This window comes from Schaalia vaccimaxillae DSM 15804, from assembly GCF_000420425.1.
In the GTDB taxonomy this organism is placed as follows: Bacteria; Actinomycetota; Actinomycetes; order Actinomycetales; family Actinomycetaceae; genus Pauljensenia; species Pauljensenia vaccimaxillae.
Map to the genome: position 1 here is coordinate 59,154 of NZ_ATUX01000013.1, position 16,604 is coordinate 75,757.

Sequence of the window (16,604 nt, forward strand, 5' to 3'; positions counted from 1 at the left end):
TTTGGGCGTCCTTCGCGGGAAGGATGGGCGTCCCTCGGGGTGCAGGGGTGGGAGAGGCGCAGGGAGAGGGGGGCGTAGGGAGAGAACGTGTTACAAAATCCCAGTCAGCAAATACAACCGGTGCACCCCGTTGAATATCCGTAGCGTTTTCACCATGGAGATCGACAAAATCGCAGCAGCCGCAACCGCGGCTCCTGGCATGCACCCCCGAATCTCCGCCCGTGCGCTCTGCGCATGTCGAATGTGCCGTTGACCAAGTTCGGCACGCGCCAGCACGCCCTGCAGCGGCGGTCATGGCACGCCTCCTTCGGCTCCCCACCACTTCTTAAGGACATGTTTGTCCGCGTGCCGGTGGCATACCCACCCCACCCAGGATCACCAGGAGAACACCGTGTCCATCCGCGCTTTTTCCACCACCACTACCGGCTCACCAACGTCGTCATCCGTCCCGACCTCTACGCCCCGGAGCCTTGGCCGAGTCGGCCTGGCAGTCGTCGCCACCGCTTCAGCCTTGGCGTTGGCAGCTTGCTCTGGCCAAAGCGGTCAATCCAACGAATCAGCCAACAGCGCCACGTCCGGCGCTGCGACAGCATCGACAGCAGCTGACAACGACGCTTTAGCCCAACTCCAAGAATCAGGCGTCCTGCGCATCGGTACAGAAGGCACCTACGCCCCCTTCAACTACCACGACCCGGCAACCAACGAATTGATTGGCTATGACGTCGAAGTGATCCAAGCCGTCGCCGACAAGCTCGGAGTCGAAGCAGAGTTCTCCGAGGTCAAGTGGGACGCGATCTTCGCAGGCTTGGACTCGAACCGCTACGACCTCATTGCAGGCCAGGTGACCGTCAACGAAGAGCGTGCAGCCAAGTACGACCTGACCCATGTTTACACGGTGTCGGTTCCGACGGTCGTTGTCGCCACCGGCAACCCCTCGTCGATCAAGTCGGTTGAGGACATTGCCGGCAAGGTTTCCGTCCACTCGGCGACCTCGAATTGGCGCGGTATTTCCGACGAGGCCGGAGCCACCATCGAAACCGTTGACGGCTTCACCGAAGCGATTGCAGCTATCCGTGACGGGCGCGTCGACATGACCATCAATGACAACCTCGCGGTCCTGGACTACTTGAACTCCACTGACAGCCCTGGCGTTGAGGTTGCTTTCCAAATTGAGGATCAGGCTGTCGCTCAGTCCTTCGTGCTGCGCCAAAACTCCGGCCTGCTTGAGGCCATCAACGAGGCTCTTGAAGAGCTGCGCACGGATGGGACTCTAGCTGAAATTTCCGTCAAGTACTTTGGCGAGGACGTGACCACCCGAACCAATGGCGATGTGTCACCGCTCGAGGACGGCTCGGCCATCGTTGAGCTGCCGGCGACCACCACTTCCGGTTCCCAGTCGGCCAACTGACCGACGTTGCGGCCAGCTTCCTTCGGTTATTGACGAGGACGAGGCCGGGCCTCTCCCCGATTCGGCGTTGAGACCGGCCTCGCCCTCGTCCCCAGAAAAGGATGTTCCTTGACCAGTACCACTGACCTTCTGTTGTCCGCGCTGTGGCCTTTGGCGCGCGGAGCTATTTTCGGCACAATCCCGCTGACGATCCTGTCCTTTATTTTCGGGCTGGTGATCGCGCTCCTTGTGGCACTGGCAAGAATTTCTGGGATCCGTGTCCTGGAGTGGATTGGCCGAGCTTTCGTGTCTGTCATCCGCGGTACGCCGCTGCTTGTTCAGCTCTTCATTATTTTCTACGCGCTGCCGCAATTCGGGATTGTCATTGATCCGTTTCCTTCGGCAGTCATTGCCTTCTCGCTCAATGTTGGCGGTTACGCATCCGAAGCGATCCGCGCAGCCATTGGCTCGGTGCCGGTGGGGCAATGGGAGGCAGCGCAGACCATTGGCTTGAACTACTCACAGACCTTGCGGCGCGTGATTTTGCCGCAGGCACTCAAGGTTGCGGTCCCGCCACTGTCGAACACCTTTATTTCTCTGGTGAAGGACACGTCGTTGGCATCCTCGATCATGATGACTGAGATGCTGCGTGAAGCCCAGGTCATTGCTGCGCCCTCGTACGAATTCCTCCTGCTGTATTCCTTGGCAGCCCTCTACTACTGGGTGATTTGCACCGTTTTATCGTCTCTGCAAAGCCGTCTTGAGCGTCGATTGGAGCCCACACGATGACTGATTTGAATCCTGCGCCACTGGTGAGTGTGCGTGGCCTGCACAAGACTTTCGGACGTAATCACGTGTTGCGTGGCGTCGACTTGGATGTCGCGCCGGGAACGGTCACCGTCCTTATTGGCCCATCCGGTTCAGGTAAGACAACTTTGCTGCGTTCCCTTGATGCCCTGGAAATCCCCGAACGCGGAGTCGTGACGATTGGGGAGGTGAGCGTCGACTACGGGGCAAAACCCAGCCCAAAGGAGCTCAAAGAGCTACGGGCTCGCTCAGGAATGGTCTTCCAGTCCCACAACCTTTTCCCTCACCGCACTGCCATTGAGAACATTATGGAAGGCCCTGTGATTGCTCAGGGCAAGCCGAAGGATCAGGCGTGCAAAGAAGCTGCGGGCCTGCTGGCTAAGGTGGGTTTGGCAGGGCGCGAAGAATCCATGCCCGCTCAATTGTCTGGTGGACAACAGCAGCGCGTGGGGATTGCGCGGGCTCTCGCCCTCGAACCCGATCTGCTGCTTTTTGACGAGCCCACTTCTGCTTTGGACCCCGAAACGGTCGGCGATGTCCTGGAAGTGATGCGCAACTTGGCCGCTCAGGGCTGGACCATGGTGGTTGTTACTCATGAGATTGCTTTTGCGCGCCAAGTTGCCGACCAGGTGCTTTTCCTGGATGGGGGAGTGATCGTCGAATCGGGTACGCCCGAAGAAGTCCTTGTTGCCCCCAAGGTTGGTCGGACACGCAAATTCCTTGCCAGAGTCCTGGACCCATTGAATTCGGCCCTGGACGCATCCCAGCTTTAATTCCCTTCCGCCCAGCTTTAACTCACCTGTACCCTCTGATTTCCAATCATCCGAGCTTCACATCTTCTGATCCCACCTCGGCCTCGTCCCTACCTATTCCTTGCGTGAAAGAGATTCCAATGACTGTTCACACTTTTGGCCAACAAACCCTTGCCATCCACGTTGGTTCGACCTCGGATGAGCGTACTGGCGACGTTGTTCCGCCGCTACACATTGCATCCACACACGTCCAAGACGCCGTCGACAAGCTGCGCGGAGGCTACGAATACGGCCGAGCAGCAAACCCAACGCGCGACGCTTTCACCCAGGCACTGGCGGCGCTCGAAGGAGGCGGCCAAGGTTTTGCTTTCCCGTCCGGGCTTTCCGCTGAAGACACTCTCATCCGCGCGCTGACTCGCCCCGGCGACCACGTGTCCTTTGGGCGTGATGTCTACGGCGGGACGTTCCGCCTTTTCACTCGCGTCCTGCCGCAGGCGGGCATCACGGCATCCGCGTTGGACCTTAAAGATCACGATGCCGTGGCCTATGACTTGGCTGAACAGGGCAGCGTTGTGCTGTGGGTGGAGACGCCATCTAACCCGATGATGGAGGTTTTCGACATCCAGGCGTTGGCAGATATTGCTCATGAGGCCGGCGCGGTGCTGGTTGTTGATAACACCTTCGCTTCCCCTTACTTGCAGCAGCCCTTGGCTTTGGGCGCCGATGTGGTGGTGCATTCGACGACGAAATATGTTGGTGGACACTCGGATCTCATTGGTGGCGCGGTGGTTGTGCACGACGGTTTGAAGCTGCCGGCGGCGCGTGGCGGCTGGTCTGAGACGGGTTTGGTTGCAGAAGAGATTGCGTTCTTACAGATGACGGTGGGGGCTGTGCAGTCTCCGCGCGATGCGCATGTGGCGCATCGCGGTTTGAAAACTCTTGCTGTACGGATGGATCGTCACTGTACGTCGGCTCTGGAAGTTGCGCGTTTCTTGGCTGACCATCCGCGCGTGACTGCCGTGCACTATCCGGGTTTGGAAGACGACCCGGGGTTTGAGTTGACTCGCAAGCAGATGCCGCGAGGCGCCGGCGGGGTGGTGAGCTTCCAGGTGGGTTCGGCTGGGGCGGCGAGGGCGATCTGTGAGTCGACGAAGGTGTTTGCTTTGGCGGTGTCGTTGGGATCGGTGGAGTCTTTGATCGAGTATCCGCCGATTATGACGCATGGTTCGAAGGAGGGTTTTGACGAGGAACTCCCTGACGACGTGGTGCGATTGGCGGTGGGTTTGGAGGATGTTGAGGATCTGATTGCTGACCTGGATCAGGCGATCGCCGCGGCCTTCTGACCTTCCTGGGTGTCCCTCCCTCCCCTCCTCCCGCGAGGGACGCCCATAACTCTCGCGAGGGACGCCCATCTTTGTCGCGAGGGACGCCCATAAGTCCCCGCTGCCAGCTCCCTAAGGAACCTGACAGCACTGATACCCTCAGGCTTCGGCCGTGTCCAGTCGATGAGAAATCCGAGTGAACACTCGCGACAAAACGTCGACCTCGTCCTCGGTCAACCCCTCGAGGGCGAACGTCCGAATGATTCCGCGTTGAACTTCGGCGGACTTCCGGTAGACGGCCTCGCCCTCGTCAGTCAGGTGAATCAGCCCGCCGCGACCATCACCCAGGCAGGTGGAGCGCGTGACTAAACCCCGCTCGATCAGCCTTTTAATGGTGTGCGTTAAACGCGACGGACTAAAAACTACCTGCTGGGCCAGGATTGACGGACGGATCCCCGCCTCGCCAGAACGGTAGACCTGGAGCAAAACGTTGTACTCAGGTAACGAAATGGACGAAGACGCCTTCAGCGCTGATTCGATGCGATCTGACAGGCGCGCTGTCGTCGTGAAATAGGCCTCCCAGGCGCGGCCGCGAGCGTCTGATTTCACTGGATTCCTCCTAAAAGAGTTTCGAAATCTGCAAACCCAGGCCATTTAGCGGCCTCGGAATCAGAAGAAAGAGGGTGAACACTGCGCCTGCTGTCCGAAGGATCGGGTGAGACTTCGGTCGCCTCGCTTCGTCCCTCTCCCTCTCGTACCTGCGCGGACGACAAGTGATCCTGGAGTGAGAATTGGCAGGCAAACAAGCGGTCGAGAAGCTCGTTGCAGGCGCGCATAATACGAGGCCGCAACGCTACTCCACCTGCCCCGTCAGAATCCGAAGCGTGAGCTCCCCAGTCCTCGGTTGCCGCGTAGACGGCCGTAGGTACCGGATCAGCGTGCATATAGGTCAGTAGCGGCCGCATTGCGACGTCGGTGACGAGGCTGTGGCGTGGAGTTCCGCCCGTTGCCCCCAGGATCACTGGCTTTGCTCGCACAGCTTCCGACCCCAGGACGTCGAAGAACGCTTTGAACATTCCTGAATACGACGCCTGATAGGTGGGTGTTAAAGCAACCAGTCCGTCGGCCTTTGCAACGGCCTCTTGCGCAAGAGCGAGTGGGGGAGTCGCAAAGCCCGTGAGCACCTGATCCACAACCGCATGCGAGAGGCCTCGAATCCCAATCTGTGTCACGTCGAGGCCGATGCCGCGTCCTCGTGATTCCTCAAGCAGTGCCTCGTGAAATGCGTCAGCGAGGCGGGCGGTGGAGGACTGGCCCGACATGCCTGCATGAATGATGATGACGCTGGCGTCAGGCTCGCGAAGAGTCGCGTTTGCTTTACTGGAGGTTGTTGCAGTTTCGGTGACGTCGCTGATGTCTTCGCTGCTTTTCATGCTCTGCCTCCGTCGCGTGCGTGTTGCGTGTGATCCATGCCAACGACTTGCGTGTGGTCTACGGGTGGGGTGGCTTCGCCTTCACCTTCGGAGTCTCCCAAGAGCTGGACGGCGTGAGCGAGTGCAGCTTCGTCGGAATCTTGCTGCGGGTAGAACGACGTTCCGGTGACCGAGTCGCCTGCGGGCATCTCGCTGTCAGCCTCAAGCCCAGCGCCGTCCCCGGAGCTCGCGGGTCTCTTCCGTGATGCCGCCTCGTCCTCGATACGCTCTTTGCGGGCCAATTGGACGGATCGGCGGACCAGGTCGGCCTCGGCCAGATCGGCGACGATCGACGAGGTCGCGCCCTCGCCCTGGCGTGCAGCGAGCAACGAGGCGTGGGTTGGCGGGTCCGACGGGACATCCGGGTCTCGCAGCGCCTCGAATTCGCGGCGCAGAACAGGCACGATTTCGCCGAGGAAGTCGAGTTGTTCGAGGACGGTTTTGAGGGGCAGACCTGCGTGGTCGGCAAGGAATAGCTGGCGCTGGTAGTCGCCAACGACTTCGCGGAATCCGAGGGTGCGGTCGATGATCTCTTGAGGTGATCCCACGGTGAGTGGGGTTTGGGTGGAGAAATCTTCGAGGCTGGGGCCGTTGCCGTACACGGGTGCGTGGTCGAAGTAGGGGCGGAACTCGTTGATGGCGTCTTGGGAGTTGCGTCGTATGAAGACTTGACCTCCGAGGCCGACGATTGCTTTCTTGGCGGGTCCGTGGCCGTGATGTTCGAAGCGCTCGCGGTATAGGGCGACCATGCGGGCTGTGTGCGCGGGTGGCCAGAAGATGTTGTTGTGGAAGAATCCGTCGCCGTAGTAGGCAGCTTGTTCGGCGATTTCGGGGGAGCGGATTGAGCCGTGCCAGACGAATGGAGCGATCCCGTCGAGGGGGCGTGGTGTTGAGGTGAAGCCGCGTAGGGGAGTGCGGAAATGACCTTGCCAGTCAAGGTTTTCTTCGGCCCAGAGTCTGCGCAGGAGGGCGTAGTTTTCGATTGCGAGGGCGATGCCTTCACGGATGTCCTTGCCGAACCAGGGGTAGACGGGGCCGGTATTACCCCGACCCATCATGAGATCGATTCGCCCCTCCGACATGTATTGGAGCATTGCGTAATCTTCTGCGATTTTCACCGGATCGTTGGTGGTGATCAGGGTGGTCGAGGTCGACAGTTGCAGCGTGGTGGTTGCTGCGGCGATGCGGGCCAATGTAGTGGTGGGTGAGGATGAGAAGAAAGGTGGATTGTGGTGCTCGCCGAGGGCGAAGACGTCGAGCCCGACTTCTTCTGAGTGCTGGGCGATAGTGAGGATGGCGGCGATGCGTTCGGAGTCGTCAGGGGTGTGTCCTGTCGTGGGATTAGTGGTGAGGTCGGAGACGCTCATGATGCCGAATTGCATGCTGTTCCTTTGGTGCTGTTACGTGTTCGGTAGGTTCAAGCCATGATAGTACAAGTTTCAACTAGTTTATTCCTTGCGCTTTATTTAGGGCTGCTGGATGAGGGTGCCGACTATTTCCCTACCCGCCTCAATTTGTCTGATAAGTTTAGGGTGTCTGAAATTTAATGGGGCTCAACCTTCGTCAAAGTTAATTCATGAGAGTGAATTAACTGTTATTTGTTCTTTCTTGCGGCAATTGATTTGATGTGTGGTAAGTTTTCGCATTAAGCTCTCAATTGTGAAGAGAACTTTCGCTGAGCTCTATTCGGTGAAGGTATGACTAGAAAGAGATTTTCTGATGAAGAAGACCATTGTCCAGCTCGTTGATGACATTGACGGCACCGCCGCAGACCGCACCGTTTCTTTCGCTTTTAATGGCGTCTCCTATGAGATCGATCTCAATGAAGCTCATGCCAATGATCTCGCTGAAGATCTTGAACGTTGGATCAAGGCTGCGCGCCGCACCGGCGGTCGCGTTGCCCCGCGTTCTGGTCGCGCTTCCGCGGTGAATACCGAAACTGCGAAGATTCGTGAATGGGCCAAGGCGAATAACGTCGAGGTCAATGAGCGTGGTCGTATTCCGGCGGCAATTGTCGAGCAATATCGCGCAGCCGCAAAGTGATATGAGTCGAGGCAATCCTCTGAAAGTTTCCTGAAAGCCAGACATAGTCTGATCAGGGATGGAAGCTCTGATTCGGAGAATGTCAATAGAATGAATGGTGCTCCGGCCCGTGGCCGGAGCACCATTTCTATAAACATGTGGGTAGTGTCCCCGCGATATTCTCTACTATTGATTGTGAGAAATACTTCCATACAAGTATTTGTGGGCGATCATCAGTGCCGGAATGTCACCTTCGCCAAGAGGGGTGTGGCGAACATCGGTGACAAGCGCGCCCATTCAATGGAACAATGAGTACATGACCTACAAACTGGTGCTGCTCCGCCATGGCGAGAGCGAATGGAATGCAAAGAACCTCTTCACTGGCTGGGTTGATGTCCCGCTGTCGGAGAAGGGCCGAGCCGAGGCCGCACGCGGAGGTGAGTTCCTCAAGGAGGCTGATGTCCTTCCTGACGTTCTCTTCACTTCCATGTTGCGCCGCGCAATCATGACCGCCAACCTGGCGCTAGACGCTGCTAATCGCCACTGGATCCCCGTCGAGCGTGACTGGCGCCTCAATGAGCGTCACTACGGCGCGCTTCAGGGGAAGAACAAGAAGGAAATTCGCAACGAATACGGCGATGACCAGTTCATGCTGTGGCGTCGTTCTTTCGACGTTCCGCCGCCCGCGATTGAGGCCGGCTCCGAGTTCTCTCAGGACCAGGATCCGCGCTACAGCGGTGAGCCGGTGCCTGCGACCGAATGCCTCAAGGACGTTATCGATCGTCTGCTTCCTTACTGGGAAGAGCGAATTGTTCCCGAGCTCAAGACCGGCAAGACCGTCATGATTGCGGCTCACGGCAACTCTCTGCGTGCGATCGTCAAACTTCTTGACGAGATCTCGGACGAAGATATCGCTGGCGTCAACATCCCCACCGGTATTCCGTTGGTTTACGAGCTGGATGAGGACACCCTTAAGCCTGTCAAGAAGGGCGGCACCTACTTGGATCCTGAGGCCGAGGCGAAGATCGCCGCTGTGGCTAACCAGGGCAAGTGATTCCATCTTTCAGCAATAGCTGAAGCGGGGCCTGCGAGAAATTCTCGGAGGCCCCGCTATTTTGTGCGTCCTTCGTGGGAGTTTTGTGCGTCCTTCGTGGGAAGGGGAGGGGGCGCTAGAGACGGTTGGGCTCAGAGACGAGAGTCGAGGCCGGTGCCCAACTCTTCGGCAGTCTTCGCGCCCTCGATAATGAACAGGATGCGACGCCCCATCGACACCGAATGATCCCCAAAACGCTCCAAGAAACGAGCAGCCAAAGTCAGATCGATCACCTGGCGGCGCGTCAATGCGTGGTAGTCATCCAGGACAAAACGACGCACCTCGGTCTGAAGATCGTCCAAGACATCGTCCTTGGTCTGGAAATCTGAACCCAGACGAGTATCTAACTCAACAAGAAGTTTGCGCTGCAAGTGAGCCATATCCACCGCGGCAGCTCCCATGGAGTTCACCATATCGGCCGCATCCTCGCTAATCGAATGCTCCGGGTAGGTAGACCGGGCGATCATCGCGATATGGCGGGCCAAATCCCCCTGACGTTCCATAATCTGCGATAGGCGCAAAGCCGCCAAGATCAGACGCAAATCCGAGGCAACCGGCCCCTGCAAGGTCAGCAGATTCAAACACATCTCATCAATGGTTCTGGCGGCCTCGTCGAGGCGTTCGTCAGCATCAATCGTCTGCTCAGCAAGCGACAGATCGCCCTCACGCAACGCTTGCGTCGCCCTCTCGATAGCGCGGATGACTCCGTCGCTCATGCGTTCCAATTCGTTGCCCAGGTGAGCAAGGTCCTGACGGTACAGTTCTCGCACGTGAATGCCCTTTCAATCTGCAAAGGACGCATTCCACGTCCCTATTCACCCCGAGATTCCACCATCCCAGGACCACCGGCGGGAGAGCCGGCGGTGAACGTTTGGTGAACGACGCGTAGCAATTCGGGGCAACTTCACGCTCAAAAGGCAGATGGCGACCAAGGAGGCGGGCTGCGCCGATAGGCTAGGTTGGTGCCAGAGATCCTGACCTTGATCGTCGTGGCCGTCCTCGGAGTCGTCGTTGGGGCGGTCGGCGTTGGTGCGTTCCGCTTCTCTCAAAGACAAATTGAACGCGATGAATCCGTGGCCCCTGAGATTGATCCGGGCCTATCCTCAGACGCCCTAGCGATCTTGACTTCCCTGCCCGAAATCACCATCGTCATCGAAAAAGATGGGTCCGTAATGCGTGCGGGAGCCGCCGCCTACGCCAAAGGCATCACCAGGGGCGACGACCTGGCTCACGAGCGAATCCGTGAAATGGTGCGCATATCCCTGGAATCAGGTCTGTCAGCCACCGAGGATCTACAGCTGCCTCGATCCTCCGTTGACCACTCAGGATTACTGGACTTCCGTGTCAGAGTCTCGCCCCTGCCGGGCGGGCGCGCGCTGATCCTCGTCGAAGACCAGACCATCCAACGACGCAATGAGTCAGCGCGCCGCGACTTCACCGCGAACATCTCCCACGAACTCAAAACCCCTATCGGCTCCCTGCGCTTACTTGCTGAAACCATCGCAGAAAATCCCGATGACACAGAGGCCGTCCGCCACTTCGCCCCATCCCTCGTTCGAGAGTCCGATCGCCTCGCCACCCTTGTCAAAGACATCATTGACCTGTCTCGACTAGAAGCTCCCGACCCGCTGAGCAACGCCCAAGTCGTCGATATGGACGAGGTCGTGGCCATCGCCCTGGGGCGCGAAGAAACAACCGCGGCAAAGGCTGGGATTGAACTCATCGGCCCCGATCAGCCCTCGGGTGCGCAAGTGTGGGGCGACCTCGACACCCTTATTACCGCAGTGCGGAATCTGGTTGACAATGCGGTCCGATACTCCGAATCGGGTGACCGAGTATGCGTAGGAATCATCGACGAGGACGGCCTCGTCTCTGTGTCCGTCGTCGACTCGGGCATCGGCATCTCTGAAGAAGAACAAGAACGCATTTTTGAACGCTTCTACCGAGTCGACCCTGCCCGCTCTCGCAATACTGGCGGCACGGGCTTGGGATTGTCCATCGTCAAACACGTCGCCTCCGACCACGGTGGAACCGTCACCGTGTGGTCGAAGGAAGGGCGCGGCTCAACCTTCACCCTGGTCATCCCGGGAGTCGACGTGGGTGGCATTGAACCTGTTGACCAGGCCGTGAATATGGAAACAGCAACGGTACCCGCCCCCGGACCCGCATCCTTTGAAAGGAACACACAGCTATGACGTCCATCCTCGTTGTCGAAGACGAAGAGGCCTACCGCGAGCCTTTGGTGTTCTCGTTGCGTCGCGAAGGCTTTGATGTGTGTGAAGCCGCTGACGGAGAAACCGGCTTGGAAATGGCGCAGTCTGGCAACTATGACTTGGTGCTGCTTGACCTGATGCTTCCGGGAATGCAGGGCACCGATGTGTGCCGAAAACTTCGTAAAACTTCCGACGTTCCCGTCATTATGGTGACCGCCAAGGATGATGTTGTCGACACGATTATTGGTCTTGAGATTGGTGCAGACGACTACGTATCTAAGCCCTACGCTTTCCGTGAGTTGCTGGCGCGCATGAATGCGGTGCTGCGCAGGCGCGGCACCGATGCGTTCCTTGACGAGGATGACTCTGAGCTCTTCGAGGTTGGTGCTATCGAAGTGTGGGTTGATCGCCATGAAGTCCGTGTTGACGGCAAACCGGTGACGATGCCTCTGCGTGAGTTCGAGCTGTTGGAATATCTGGCGCGCAACCCCGGCCGAGTCCTCACGCGAACCCAACTGATGGACCGGGTGTGGGGGGCGGGATACATCGGTGACACCAAGACCTTGGACGTGCATGTGAAGCGGCTGCGTTCCAAGATCGAACCCGATCCGGCTCATCCGGTGCGTCTAGTGACCGTGCGCGGACTGGGCTACAAGCTGGTCGCGAAGGACTCTGACTAGCAAACGAGGGCGAAGCTGCACTCACCTGGCTGCGGCCGGCAATGAGCCCACCTGGTGTCAGATAGTCGAGGCTGAGGGCGGAAACCTTAGGGTGGGCGTTGACGCGTGTCAAGCGTCTCCTTGGCAAGTCTGCGGGTGTGATCGGCGTCTTTGCTAGAATGGTCTTTGCTGTCCGCACAATGCTGGGAGAAACTCCATGTCGTTCGAAATCGGTGAGACCGTCGTCTACCCGCACCACGGTGCTGCCACGATCGAGGAGATCACAATTCGAAAAATTCGCGGCGAGGAAAAAACCTACCTCACTTTGCGCGTCAATCAAGGTGACCTGACCATCCAGGTGCCCGCCGACAATGTTGACCTGGTGGGTGTGCGCGACGTCGTTGACGAGGACGGGCTTGAAGAAGTTCTGTCCGTGCTGCGAGCCCCATACATTGAAGAGCCGACAAACTGGTCACGCCGGTACAAGGCCAACCAGGAAAAGATTGCGACCGGCAATATCGTCAAGGTTTCTGAGGTTGTTCGCGACCTGACCCGTCGCGACGATCAGAAGAAGCTATCGACCGGTGAAAAGCGGATGCTGACCAAGGCTCGCCAGATCCTGATCTCTGAATTAGCCCTCGCCCGCGAGATTGATAAGGCTTCCGCCGCTGAGCGCCTCGACCAGATCCTTGAAGAGGGCCGCGTTGATTACCCCGAAGACGAAACAGCGGCAGAAGAGTAAAAACTGTAAATGCATGAGGCTGCTAGAAAGCCTCGAATCTTCAACGCACCCAAGTCCGAGCATCGCCAGCGACGCTCGGACTTTGCGCATCATCCTCGTCAATCAGACCGCCCAAATTTCTGTGCACCCACTAAGTCACTGTGACACACCCGTAGACGCATATTCAGCGACCTGACACCTAGTTGACACCTGCTCGTGGTAGTTTCACCGAGGACTCGCATTCGCGAGAACCGCCCCAGCACAAGGAGCAGGCAGTGAGTTCCACCCCCACCACAGTCGAAAAGACGAAGATCCTGACGCGCCCCATCATCGAATGGTCCCTCTGGGACTGGGGCTCAGCAGCCTTCAACGCCGTTGCCACTACTTTCGTTTTTTCCACCTACCTGACCAGCGACGGCCTCTTCACCGACTCGGGGACAGCCAACAACAGGCTCTCCTTAGGCCTAACCATCGCTGGCCTCTTCATCGCCCTGCTCGCACCCATCACCGGTCAGCGAGCAGACCGGCGCGGCAAGGGCGGAGTGCTGCTCGGATGGTTCACGGGCGGGGTCGTCATTTGTATGCTCGCCATGTTCTTCATTTCTCCCGAATCAGCGATCGGCCCCGAAGCAGCACTCTGGCTCGGTATTGCGCTGCTAGGACTGGGCAATGTCTTCTTTGAGTTCGCGTCTGTCAACTACAACGCGATGCTCAACCACCTGGCTGACAAGAAAGATATCGGGCGAATCTCGGGCCTCGGGTGGGGGATGGGATACGTCGGCGGCATTGTTTTGCTACTTATCCTCTATGTCGGACTCATTGGCCCCAATCTTTTGGGAGTGACCACCGACAACTCCCTCAATATCCGTGTCGCTATGGTGATTGCAGCGCTGTGGTTTGGAGGATTCGCGATCCCTGTGATTGCCCGTCCTCCCAAGCCACGGGTCGCGCACGTCGACAACGGAGAAAAAGAAAACCTCATTGATTCCTACAAGCTCTTGTGGGGCACGGTCAAACGCCTCTACAAGGAAGCGCCCCAGACACTCTTCTTCCTCATAGCGTCCGCGGTATTTCGCGATGGGTTGGCTGGAGTTTTCACCTTCGGAGCGATTCTGGCGAAGTCGGCCTTCGGCTTCTCTGCCGGCGACATCATGATTTTCGCAATCGCATCCAATATCGTCGCTGGCCTGGCCACCATTCTCTTCGGCCGTATCGACGACAAGGCCGGGCCCAAAGTGGTCATTATTTCCTGCCTTGCCTGCATGAGCCTGGCTGGGCTGGGAGTGTTCTTCCTGCACGACCGCGGGCCCATGGTGTTCTGGGTTTTGGGCCTACTTTTGTGCGTCTTTGTTGGTCCTACGCAGTCCGCATCCAGGTCTTTCCTGGGGCGACTCATTCCTCCGGGTCGCGAGGGCGAGGTCTTCGGCCTGTACGCAACAACTGGCCGTGCAGTTTCATTCCTCGCGCCGCTCATGTACGGTCTGTTTTTGCGGATCGGTAAGGCCAATCAGACTGACCCGACCGCTGACTACACATACTGGGGGATTCTTGGGATCATCTTGGTGCTGATTGTTGGCTTGCTTCTGACTCTGCCCGTCAAGATTGACCAGGCTCACCTGCGTCACATTGATGGCGAGGGCGAGCAAGCTTAGTCGGCTAGACCATCTCAAGAGCAGGGCCAGTTGCGAGGATGGGGCTTTCAGCCCGATGTTGCCGCGCGGCTAGCGCCAGCTGAATCCCCGACGGATATAGGGATACAGCAACGCACTGTCATGAATGAGAAAAACTGATACCTGACACTGACTTTCGCGGCCTTTGGGCTTTACCTGGCGATCTCTATTGCCGGCTACCTTTACGCCAGCAAGGTTAAAGGCATCGAATACGGTGAACCGGGTTTCGTTGAAGCCGTGGTGCCTTTCCTTCTCGTCATGGCAGGCCTCGCCCTCGTCTCTTTCTTCATCTACACGAAGAAACGGCCAGCCCACTTTGTTGGACGCCACAACTACTTTTACTACGCGATCCTGGTGGTTCCGCTGTTGTGCGTGGTCGGATACTTCTGGGCCAAAGAATTCGCATTCACGCCCGCGTTCTTCATGCCGCTGGTGGGAACCATATGTATTGGCATTGGTGAAGAACTTCTGGTGCGGGGCATGATGTTCAAAGAATTGCTCCGCATTCAGTTTGGTGCGGCGATGCCTGACCGGTGGTCGGTAGGGTAGGGGGCGGATAAGCCTGTCTCGTCCTCGGACAACCGTAGTGGTCACCTGGATACGCCGATAGGATCGGCCTCGTGCACTACATTTCCACACGACAAACCCCGGCCACGCCCTCACGGACCTTCTCGGACATCCTCCTGGAAGGGCTAGCCCCCGACGGCGGACTCTACTTACCCGAGGATTATCCGCAGTTGAGTGCCGCGGACCTTGCAGACTTGCGTGTGACCCTCGACAACGAGGGGTACGCTGCCCTCGCCGCGCGCGTCCTCGCCCTCTTCATTGACGACATTCCTGCTGCCGACCTGCAGGCAATTACCGCGCGCGCCTACACGACGCCTGCGTTTAGTGATCCGCAAATTGTGCCGGTCACCAGACTTGACAATGCGGGCGTTGACCTGTGGATTGCTCACCTGTCCAACGGGCCCACTGCCGCGTTCAAAGACATGGCGATGCAGCTGCTTGGTGAGCTTTTTGAGTATGAACTTGGGCGTCGTGGCGACTGGCTGACGATCGTCGGGGCGACATCTGGCGATACCGGATCGGCTGCCGAATACGCGCTAAGAGGGCGCCCCGGCCTATCTGTTGTCATGCTGACTCCAGCGGGGCGTATGACTGCTTTCCAGAGGGCGCAGATGTTCTCCCTGCTTGATGACAACATTGTCAATGTTGCCGTCGACGGGGTTTTTGACGACTGTCAGGACCTCGTCAAGGCCGTCAATATGGATGCTGATTTCAAGGCGGCCTGGCACATTGGGGCGGTTAATTCAATCAACTGGGCGCGACTGGTTGCCCAGGTTGTCTACTACGTGGCCACGTGGCTGCGAGTCACCACTGCGCGGGGGCTGGCCGGTGGCGACGCGGTTGATGCGCGTGTCAGCGTGGTTGTTCCTTCCGGCAACTTTGGCAACGTGTGCGCTGCTCACATCGCCCGTTCTATGGGGGTTCCCCTGGATACCTTGGTTGTAGCGACGAATGAAAACGATGTGTTGGACGAGTTCTTCCGCACCGGTGTCTATCGGGTTCGCACCGGCGACCAGACTTTGGCAACGTCGTCGCCGTCGATGGATATTTCTAAAGCGTCGAATTTTGAGCGCTTTGTGTTCGACATGCTGGGTCGCGATGGGCAGCGAGTCGCTGAGCTTTTCGGTAAGGCATTGGAAAGGGACGGCTACTTCGATCTGTCAGATACGCCTGAGTTTGCTCAGATGCGTTCTGCCTATGGGTTCGTGTCGGGAACGTCTTCGCATGCGGCGCGGCTTGAGGAAATTCGTCGCACTGAGGACGAGTCGGGCTACTTGGTGGATCCCCACACTGCTGACGGCATGCATGTTGCGCGTCAATGGGCGAGCGAGCTTGAAATGCCCGTGGTCGTGATGGAGACGGCGCTGCCGGTGAAGTTTGCTGAGACGGTGGTCGAGGCGACCGGTCGTTTGCCGCAGGTGCCCGAGCGTTTCGCTGATATTGAGGGCCGGCCACAGAAAGTGGAGTCTTTGGGCAATGATGTAGAAGCTCTTAAAGCACTGATCGAGGAGCGAGTCCGCCCCGTGAACTGATCCAGGCTTTCAGGCCTGTCTCGCTTTACCCTCATCCCTGCCGCTTCTCTCCCATTCTTCCCTCCCTGCGAGGGACGCCCATAAGTTTGTCGAGGGACGCACGTCTTTCTCGCGAGGGACGCACCTCTGTTTGTTTGAAAGGGGGGGGGGGGGGGGTGTGGGTGGTGGTGCCGTCAATGACGGGCAAATCTGCAGGGTGGGACGCGGGTGCGTAGGGGTGTGCGTGTTTGTGGTGGGTGTTTAGTGGCCTGCTTGGTGTTCGGCGGTGTCGGTGGTGTAGATGCGGGCTTTGTCCACATTAAAAGGCGGTGACGTTTCTGTGGTGACCACAGCCCCATCAATAGTCGTGGTCGCACCTGTAAACGGACTGGTCACGCTGCCTTGCCA

Annotated in this window: 16 protein-coding genes; 12 read left to right on the forward strand and 4 right to left on the reverse strand. The window is 58.2% G+C overall.

Features of this window, described 5'->3' with window-relative positions; translation table 11 throughout:
• Positions 1 to 391 precede the first annotated feature (391 nt).
• The 4 genes from G439_RS12040 to G439_RS0110435 all read left to right on the forward strand — a co-directional run bounded on the left by G439_RS12040 (position 392) and on the right by G439_RS0110435 (position 4,289).
• Positions 392 to 1,408, forward strand: a complete 1,017-nt coding sequence (locus G439_RS12040) for a transporter substrate-binding domain-containing protein (RefSeq protein ID WP_051125773.1) — start codon at positions 392 to 394, stop codon at positions 1,406 to 1,408.
• A 108-nt stretch (positions 1,409 to 1,516) separates the two neighbouring features.
• The gene (locus G439_RS0110425; RefSeq protein ID WP_026459622.1) at positions 1,517 to 2,176 is read left to right on the forward strand and encodes an amino acid ABC transporter permease; all 660 of its coding nucleotides are present in this window, start codon (positions 1,517 to 1,519) and stop codon (positions 2,174 to 2,176) included.
• Complete coding sequence (locus tag G439_RS0110430) at positions 2,173 to 2,967, forward strand: amino acid ABC transporter ATP-binding protein (RefSeq protein WP_022869124.1); 795 nt, start codon at positions 2,173 to 2,175, stop codon at positions 2,965 to 2,967. Before G439_RS0110425 ends, G439_RS0110430 begins: the two co-directional genes overlap by 4 nt.
• Before the next feature lie 119 nt (positions 2,968 to 3,086).
• A complete protein-coding gene (locus G439_RS0110435) occupies positions 3,087 to 4,289 on the forward strand; it encodes a PLP-dependent transferase (protein ID WP_022869125.1) in 1,203 nt (400 codons plus the stop codon).
• 138 nt (positions 4,290 to 4,427) lie between these two features.
• On the opposite strand, the gene G439_RS0110440 is transcribed toward G439_RS0110435, so the two are convergent.
• Genes G439_RS0110440 through G439_RS12050 form a run of 3 tightly spaced genes read right to left on the reverse strand, consistent with a single transcriptional unit; the run spans position 4,428 to position 7,122 of the window.
• Positions 4,428 to 4,877: a MarR family winged helix-turn-helix transcriptional regulator gene (locus G439_RS0110440; protein ID WP_022869126.1), complete on the reverse strand. Its 450-nt coding sequence runs from the start codon at positions 4,875 to 4,877 to the stop codon at positions 4,428 to 4,430.
• The gene (locus G439_RS12305) at positions 4,874 to 5,701 is read right to left on the reverse strand and encodes a CE1759 family FMN reductase (protein WP_051125774.1); all 828 of its coding nucleotides are present in this window, start codon (positions 5,699 to 5,701) and stop codon (positions 4,874 to 4,876) included. The genes G439_RS0110440 and G439_RS12305 overlap by 4 nt, the downstream gene beginning before the upstream one ends.
• Positions 5,698 to 7,122 carry a CE1758 family FMN-dependent luciferase-like monooxygenase gene (locus tag G439_RS12050; RefSeq protein ID WP_207382287.1) on the reverse strand — a complete coding sequence of 475 codons (1,425 nt, stop codon included), beginning with the start codon at positions 7,120 to 7,122 and terminating at the stop codon, positions 5,698 to 5,700. Before G439_RS12050 ends, G439_RS12305 begins: the two co-directional genes overlap by 4 nt.
• 337 nt (positions 7,123 to 7,459) lie before the next feature.
• Between G439_RS12050 and G439_RS0110455 the strand changes: the two genes are divergently transcribed.
• Both G439_RS0110455 and G439_RS0110460 read left to right on the forward strand, forming a co-directional pair.
• Complete coding sequence (locus G439_RS0110455) at positions 7,460 to 7,783, forward strand: histone-like nucleoid-structuring protein Lsr2 (RefSeq protein ID WP_022869127.1); 324 nt, start codon at positions 7,460 to 7,462, stop codon at positions 7,781 to 7,783.
• A 295-nt stretch (positions 7,784 to 8,078) separates the two neighbouring features.
• Entirely contained in the window at positions 8,079 to 8,816 is a 738-nt protein-coding gene (locus G439_RS0110460; RefSeq protein WP_022869128.1) for a phosphoglyceromutase, read from the forward strand.
• Between the two features lie 131 nt (positions 8,817 to 8,947).
• Here G439_RS0110460 and phoU read toward each other — a convergent pair whose 3' ends face one another.
• Positions 8,948 to 9,625, reverse strand: a complete 678-nt coding sequence (gene phoU, locus G439_RS0110465) for a phosphate signaling complex protein PhoU (protein ID WP_022869129.1) — start codon at positions 9,623 to 9,625, stop codon at positions 8,948 to 8,950.
• Between the two features lie 192 nt (positions 9,626 to 9,817).
• Between phoU and G439_RS12055 the strand changes: the two genes are divergently transcribed.
• The 6 genes from G439_RS12055 to thrC all read left to right on the forward strand — a co-directional run bounded on the left by G439_RS12055 (position 9,818) and on the right by thrC (position 16,217).
• A complete protein-coding gene (locus G439_RS12055; protein ID WP_022869130.1) occupies positions 9,818 to 11,050 on the forward strand; it encodes a sensor histidine kinase in 1,233 nt (410 codons plus the stop codon).
• Positions 11,047 to 11,748, forward strand: coding sequence for a response regulator transcription factor (locus G439_RS0110475; RefSeq protein WP_022869131.1), 702 nt, complete (start codon positions 11,047 to 11,049; stop codon positions 11,746 to 11,748). The genes G439_RS12055 and G439_RS0110475 overlap by 4 nt, the downstream gene beginning before the upstream one ends.
• Before the next feature lie 196 nt (positions 11,749 to 11,944).
• Positions 11,945 to 12,469: a CarD family transcriptional regulator gene (locus G439_RS0110480; protein WP_022869132.1), complete on the forward strand. Its 525-nt coding sequence runs from the start codon at positions 11,945 to 11,947 to the stop codon at positions 12,467 to 12,469.
• A gap of 182 nt (positions 12,470 to 12,651) precedes the next feature.
• Positions 12,652 to 14,100 (forward strand): MFS transporter, encoded by a 1,449-nt coding sequence (locus G439_RS0110485; protein ID WP_083940874.1) that lies wholly within the window; start codon positions 12,652 to 12,654, stop codon positions 14,098 to 14,100.
• Positions 14,101 to 14,358: 258 nt separating this feature from the next.
• Complete coding sequence (locus G439_RS0110490) at positions 14,359 to 14,667, forward strand: hypothetical protein (RefSeq protein WP_022869134.1); 309 nt, start codon at positions 14,359 to 14,361, stop codon at positions 14,665 to 14,667.
• 71 nt (positions 14,668 to 14,738) lie between these two features.
• On the forward strand, positions 14,739 to 16,217 hold the full coding sequence (gene thrC / locus G439_RS0110495; RefSeq protein ID WP_022869135.1) for a threonine synthase: 1,479 nt from the start codon (positions 14,739 to 14,741) through the stop codon (positions 16,215 to 16,217).
• Positions 16,218 to 16,604 lie beyond the last annotated feature (387 nt).